Origin of the sequence: Novosphingobium sp. (assembly GCF_049240505.1) — a bacterium.
Taxonomy (GTDB): Bacteria; Pseudomonadota; Alphaproteobacteria; order Sphingomonadales; family Sphingomonadaceae; genus Novosphingobium.
Map to the genome: position 1 here is coordinate 1,964 of NZ_JBMLSM010000004.1, position 5,021 is coordinate 6,984.

At 61.2% G+C, this 5,021-nt stretch carries 3 protein-coding genes; all 3 read right to left on the minus strand.

The features are described 5' to 3' along the window. Positions 1-3 precede the first annotated feature (3 nt). The gene (locus tag ACOVQ0_RS00255) at positions 4-3,249 is read right to left on the minus strand and encodes an efflux RND transporter permease subunit (protein WP_421878516.1); all 3,246 of its coding nucleotides are present in this window, start codon (positions 3,247-3,249) and stop codon (positions 4-6) included. 3 nt (positions 3,250-3,252) lie between these two features. Further along, positions 3,253-4,404, minus strand: a complete 1,152-nt coding sequence (locus ACOVQ0_RS00260; RefSeq protein WP_421878518.1) for an efflux RND transporter periplasmic adaptor subunit — start codon at positions 4,402-4,404, stop codon at positions 3,253-3,255. 2 nt (positions 4,405-4,406) lie between these two features. Then, a partial coding sequence (locus ACOVQ0_RS00265) for a TolC family protein (protein WP_421878521.1) occupies positions 4,407-5,021 on the minus strand: 615 nt, incomplete at its 5' end.

Genomic DNA, 5,021 nt, shown 5'->3' on the forward strand with positions numbered 1-5,021 from the left:
TTTTCATGACGACGTCTCCACGATAGTCTGCCCGTGGTCGGCGCCTTCGAACGCCTCATTGTAGTGTTCGGGCTGTCTGATGGTCTTCTGGCCGAACCGGGCATAAAGCGTCGGCAGGACAAACAGTGTCAGCAGGGTAGCCGAGATCAAGCCACCGATTACCACCGTTGCCAGGGGCTTCTGGACCTCGGCACCGGCGCCGGCGCCCAGCGCCATCGGAACAAACCCCAGACTCGCAACAAGGGCTGTCATCACGACTGGTCGCAGGCGCTGCATGGCTCCCACATAGGCCGCCTCCTCCCGGGACATCCCAGAGCGGATCAGATCCTGGATCGAACTGACCATGACCAGGCCATTGAGCACAGCAATGCCTGACAACGCGATGAAGCCAACGGCGGCGGAAATGGAGAAGTCCATTCCGCGTGCGAACAACAGCAAGACACCGCCAACCAGCGCAAAGGGCACGCCAGTGAACACGATCGCTGCATCTCTGGCCGAACCCAATGCGCCGTAAAGCAGCACCAGGATCAGAATGAAGCAGGCCGGGATGACAAGCTTCAGTCTCTCGCTTGCTGACTGGAGGTTTTCAAATTGACCTCCCCATTCCAGATAGACACCAGCTGGCAAGCGAATCTCCTTCGCGATGACCTCCTGGGCATCGGCGACAACCGATCCTACGTCCCTGCCGCGGACATTGGCCTGGACCACCACACGCCGCTTGCCATTCTCGCGGCTGATTTGATTGGGTCCGTCGACCACCTGGATGTCGGCAACACTGGAAAGCGGCACACTACCGCCACCCGCGACAGGTACAGGAACCTGCTCCAGCACGCTGATGTCCGAGCGTTGGGCCTCCGCGAGACGCAGCACCACCGGAAACCGGCGATCGCCTTCGAAGATCTGCCCGGCCACCCGGCCACCGAGCGTGGCTGTCACCGTATCCTGAACGTCTTGAGACGTGACCCCGAGCCGCGCCATTGCGTCGCGATTGACGCGAATGTCGAGCATGGGAAGACCGGTTGTCTGCTCGACCTTCACGTCAGCTGCGCCCTCGGTTCGGCGCAGCACCGCGGCAATCTCCTCGGCGGTCCGGTTCATCTGGTTGAAGTCGTCGCCGAAGACCTTGACTGCTATGTCACCGCGAACGCCGGCGATTAATTCATTGAATCGCATCTGGATGGGCTGGGTAATCTCGTAGGCATTGCCGGGAATCTTCGAAAGATTGCTCTCGATCCGGCTTACAAGCTCTTCCTTGGGAAGCTCAGGGTTGGGCCATTCCTCACGCGGTTTCAGGATCACGAACATGTCGGTCGCGTTCGGTGGCATCGGATCCGAAGCAAGTTCTGCCGTGCCGGTTTTGGAATAGACGAATGCGACCTCGGGTTGCTTCGACATCATTCGCTCGATCGGCACCTGCATCGCCTGGCTCTGCTGGACAGACGTGGCCGGGATACGCAGCGACTGGATCAGCAGATCGCCCTCATCGAGCTGCGGCAGGAACACCGAGCCGAGGGTTGTGAACGCCAGTGCCGCCACCACAAGGCTGGCGACACCGGCTCCGATCGTTACCGTCGGGCGCTTCATCGCCCGCCCGAGGCCAGGCTCATAACGCTTCTTGAGCCATGTGATGATGCGGCCATCCTTCTCCTCTACCTTTTTGGACAGCCAGATTGCGATCATCGCCGGAACGAATGTGAGCGAGAGAACAAACGCGAAGGCGAGGGCGATGATGACGGTCAGCGCCATAGGCACGAAGGTCTTGCCCTCGACGCCTGTCAGGGTCAGCAAGGGGACGTAAACGAGGATAATGATGGCCTGCCCGTAGACAGATGGCCTGATCATCTCACGGGCAGCAGAGGCGACGGTCGCCAATCGCTCTTTGACGCTGAGGAGACGTCCCTCGTGGTGCTGTTGCTCGGCAAGCCGCCTCAAGGCATTCTCGACGATGATAACGGCGCCATCAACGATCAGGCCGAAATCGAGTGCGCCGAGACTCATCAGGTTGGCGGACACGCCGACACGCAGCATCCCGAAACCAGTCAGCATCATCGTAATCGGAATCACCAAGGCAGCGATCAGCGCTGCCCGGAAATTGCCGAGCAAAATGAAGAGCACGACGATGACCAGCAAGGCGCCCTCAGACAGGTTCTTGGCAACCGTTGAGATAGTTGAATTGACAAGTTCCGTGCGGTTCAGGACGGGTTGGATCACCACATCCGGGGGCAGGGATGCGTTGATTGTCTTGAGTTTCTCGGCGACCGCTGTCGACACAATGCGGCTGTTTTCTCCGATCCGCATGATCGCGGTGCCGACGACAACTTCGGTTCCGTTCTCCGACGCCGAGCCCATGCGAATAGCCTGACCCGTCTTGACGGTGGCCACCTGCTCGACCGTGATCGGCACGCCATTGCGTGTCGCGATAACAGTTCTTCCCAATTCAGCGGCATTGCGGATCAGTGCGTCGGAACGCACCGCCAGACCTTCGCCGTTGCGGTTTACAAAGCCGCCGCCCACGCTGGTGTTGTTCTGCTCCAATGCATTGCCAAGTTCGGTCAGGGATATGCCAAGCGAGGCCAGCTTCTGCACATCGGGCACTACAAGAAACTGCTTGGCATAGCCGCCGATCGAATCGACGCCGGCAAGGCCTGGGGTGCCCTTGAGCAGAGGGGTGACAATCCAGTCCTGTGCCGTTCGCAAATAGGTCGCCTTGTCGACTTCGGTCGTCAGCCGCTCACCCTCGGGCGTGATATAGCTACCGTCCGGCTGCTGGCCCGGTTCGCCCGGCTTGTGCTTGTCGTCATCGCGGTGGTCTAGCCGGACCGTGTACATGTACACTTCGCCCAAGCCGGTCGCGATCGGGCCCATTTCGGGGTTTACACCATCGGGGAGGTTTTCCTGCACCCCCTGCAACCGCTCACCCACCTGCTGGCGTGCGAAGTAGATGTCCGTGGAGTCGGAAAATACGGCCGTGATCTGGGCAAAGCCATTGCGGCTCAGGGATCTTGTGTATTCAAGACCCGGGGTCCCGGCGAGCGCCGTTTCGATCGGGAAAGAGACCTGCTTCTCGACCAGTTCGGGTGACAGCGCGGGCGCTCGGACGTTGATCTGCACCTGGTTGTTGGTGATATCCGGCACGGCGTCGATCGGCAGCCGGTAGAGTGAATATGCGCCAATGCCGGCGGCAATGACGGTGAGAAGCAGGACGAGCCAGCGCTTCTCGACCGCCCATGTAACAATGCGGGCGATCATGGCTCAATCCTCATGACTGGCTTCGCCCTTGCCGATTTCGGCTTTGAGCGTGAAGCTTCCGGTGGTGGCGATTTGTTCGTTGCCTTTCAGTCCAGACTTGACGATCACGGTATCGCCCGATGCGTCGCCTAGTTGAACCGGGACTGCCTTGAAGCCGGTGGGGGTGCGGACGAAAACGACCGTTTTCCCCTCGAGGCTTTGGACCGCTGTTGATGGCACGCGGATAGCGCCGCTACCGCCGCTGCCCGTGAGCTCTATGGCGACCATGACCGGCTCGCCAACCCGCCATTGTCCGCCGCCATTGTTGAGCGTGGCAATCGAAGGGACGAGGCGCGTCTGGGGGTCGAGAGCTGGCGAGACGAATGTGATGCGGGCGCTCGCTTCGCGCCCCGCCGCCCTCACAGTCACCAGATTGCCAGGCCGAACCCGCCCGGCATCCTCAGGCTTGAGGTTCAGCGCGATCGACACCTGACCCAGATTGGCGATACGATAGAGCTCGGCGTCGGCCGCAACCGTTTGCCCCAGCGTGACCGGACGGCCGATGATCTGGCCTGAAATCGGAGCTGTGATGCCGAGCCGGTTCAGGCCGGCGCCGCCGACACCCGCAGCCGAGACCATGCTTTGTGCCTGCGTCAGCGCGATGCGTGCTTCCGTTGCAACCGTTCGAGCGGTGATGAGATCCTGTTCGGGCGAGACCTTTTCGTCAAACAGCCGTTGCTCTCGCGCAAGGTTTGAATTGGCCAGAGCAAGGCGCGCCCGAGCGGCTTCGACCTCGCCCTTCATCTGGGCGACGTCGCGGCTTTCGATTACGGCGATTGTCTGACCGCGCCCGACCGTCTCACCGAGATTGCGTGTCAGCGCCACTACACGCCCGCCGATGGCCGCGGAAACCACCTGGGTGTTTTGCGGATCACCTTCAATGATAGCCGGTAGTTCGATCGTGCCGGCGCCGCCAACGACAGGACGACCCACCTCGACACCCGCTGCAGCAATCTGCTCGGCCGTGAGGGTCACTTGCCCTTCATTCGCATGGCCGGCTTCAGCGCTCGCGTCTGCAGAACCGGAAGCAGTCTGCTCCTTGGATGGATCAGCGCCCCCACAGCTTGCCAAAAGGAGCGCACTGATCGTCGCTCCAACAAGATAATGCTTCTTCATGATTAGTACTCCGCATTGGGCGCACGGGCGGTCAATCGCTCCAATTGCGCTCGGGCATTCTGATAGGCGGCAAGTGCATCGATCGCTGCGACCCGCGTCTCTGCAAGGGTGCGTTCGGCGTCGAGCAATTCGAGCTGTCCAAACTTGCCTTCGCGGTAACCGATCCGTGCAATGCGCGCGGCTTCCTGCGCGCTGGCCAACGCCGGACCTGCCGCCGCGCGCGCCGTGGTGGCGGCATTGGCCGCCTCGGCCTGCGCATCAGTGATCGCTTGCTCGATATCCAGGGCCGTCAAGCGGCGCAGAGCATCAGCTTGGGTTTGCTGCGCAGTCGCCTGAGCGATTGCCGCGCGCCCGTTGTTGAAAACCGGTATCGGGATAGTGACAGTGAATACCGCAGCCAGATCGTTGGTCGCCTCAAGTCGGCGGATAGCGGGGCCGACGTTGAGGTCAGGGACCCGGTTTGCGCGGGCAAGCCGCACGCCGGCTTCGGCTATCGTGAAATCGGCGTTTGCTGCTGCGAGGGCAAGGGTGCCAGATGGGTCCACCGGCACAGCCGGTCCATACACATTTGTACCCGGGAGGATGTCGAGCACCGATTCATCAAGTATGCCACTGAT